Source organism: Microcoleus sp. PH2017_35_SFW_U_B, from assembly GCF_020737865.1.
Lineage (GTDB): Bacteria > Cyanobacteriota > Cyanobacteriia > Cyanobacteriales > Microcoleaceae > Microcoleus.
The window spans coordinates 1-1,509 of sequence record NZ_JAEQDE010000006.1 but is presented as its reverse complement, the minus strand read 5'-3'; the positions used below and the strand labels follow the sequence as shown (position 1 = coordinate 1,509).

The 1,509-nt window shown below is 39.6% G+C and carries 1 protein-coding gene and 2 pseudogenes; all 3 read right to left on the bottom strand.

Annotated elements, in window-relative coordinates; genetic code table 11:
- Positions 1 to 297: 297 nt before the first annotated feature.
- The gene (locus JGK36_RS00050) at positions 298 to 531 is read right to left on the bottom strand and encodes an IS4 family transposase (RefSeq protein WP_293200723.1); all 234 of its coding nucleotides are present in this window, start codon (positions 529 to 531) and stop codon (positions 298 to 300) included.
- Between the two features lie 16 nt (positions 532 to 547).
- A pseudogene (locus JGK36_RS00045) lies at positions 548 to 1,096 on the bottom strand (IS4 family transposase); the annotation flags it as partial.
- 103 nt (positions 1,097 to 1,199) lie between these two features.
- Positions 1,200 to 1,509: pseudogene (locus JGK36_RS00040) on the bottom strand (hypothetical protein); the annotation flags it as partial.

Sequence of the window (1,509 nt, the reverse complement as noted above, 5' to 3'; positions counted from 1 at the left end):
CTATGCTTTATAAACATCTTTCTTAACAAGAAATTTGACAAAAGTAACTACTTGTGTAGGAGCCATTGGGGATCTCGCTTCTGATTGAATGGCAATTATCCTGCAAAAAATGTTCATTGATGTCTGCCTCTTGCAATGAGTTTGCTCAAGGGATCTGGGGGTTTTTCTCGAACGCACATTTTGGACAAACAGCAATCTAATGTTTTTCTGCCATTGGCGGCGGTTTGCCAAAATTATCACTTACGTCATTAACACAATTTGTCATCACAGCTATTTTAACCCTGGGAAAATACCAATTCAAGTTGTTTTAAGTTGATTAAATAGCAGCCAACCCATCATAATATCATCCAATCTTCTCAATCCACGCCACAAGGTCTTAACTCCCGGAAAACCATCATGTTTTCTTCCCAAAAAACCTCCCAATTTAGCAATCCAACCAACCGCTTCCCCTAAAGTTGGCGGGTAAGAATGAGGATAACTTTTGTGATAAATTGTTGCATAAAGAGCCTGCCATTCTTGAGGTGATAACATGATTTCACAACTGGCATCATCCGCGAGCCGAGCTATATGAGTAATATAAAGTAAGCGCTTTCGCTACAATGGAATAAGTAGCTAGAGCCATTTCCAACCTTGATGCTGTTTCTAATTGTAGCTTCTCAATTCCACAACCACTTTTTAACACATAATGATAACGCTCAATCAGCCAACGATAACTATACCATCTCACATAAGTAGTCACATCCTCAATACAAGTAATAGGTAAATTTGTCACTAGCCACCACTCAATTGCTGACGACTCAGAAGGTGGTTCGGATTCTCTGACTAAAATAACTTGCAGTTGAATCGGACTTAATTTCTCTTGTTTAGGACGATTTTGAGGGGGTTGAATAGTTAAGGTTTTATACCTAATAGTTAAAGTCGCTATTCGTGATGGTCGAGTCGGGTTGCGCTTCAATTCCACAGTCATTGTGGCTTGCGGTTCGACCAATTCCATCTCTTCTTTAAGATGGTTCGATGAAGACTCTAAACATCTGTTTTGAGTAGCTCGAATCAAAAAATCTCCTCCCTCACGGTTCGCACAGGCAAACAAGTCATAAAAGTCGGCTTCTCAGTCAGCAATTGTGACTACTTGTTGTGAATCCGGGATGATAGATAACGTGTTTTTTAAAGCATCAAGCCATTTTTGACTCTCTTTTTCTTCAGTTGATTTTTGAGAACGTTGAGCAGCTTTGCCTAAATATTTTGGCGCTCTTGCCCAGACGGTCGATAATGCCTAATGGTAGCCCCTCTGTTGTCGCTGCCAACGTTGAATGTACTTTCAATCCATGAGCATATTTATTATCAAGATATCCGACTCCTTTGACTGCTTCATGCGTAGTATAATTTAATTCGGTTGTATCCTGTATTGCCAAGATAATTTGATGATTTTTAATTCTTGAAACCGTCGCATCTACGTGTCCTTTCCTAAGCTGAGATGGTTTGATATATGGTGAATCCCAAAAATCGTAA

Coding starts and splice junctions, on each gene's coding strand:
- JGK36_RS00050 (WP_293200723.1), bottom strand. CDS start 531: ATGTTATCACCTCAAGAATGGCAGGCTCTTTATGCAACAATTTATCAC.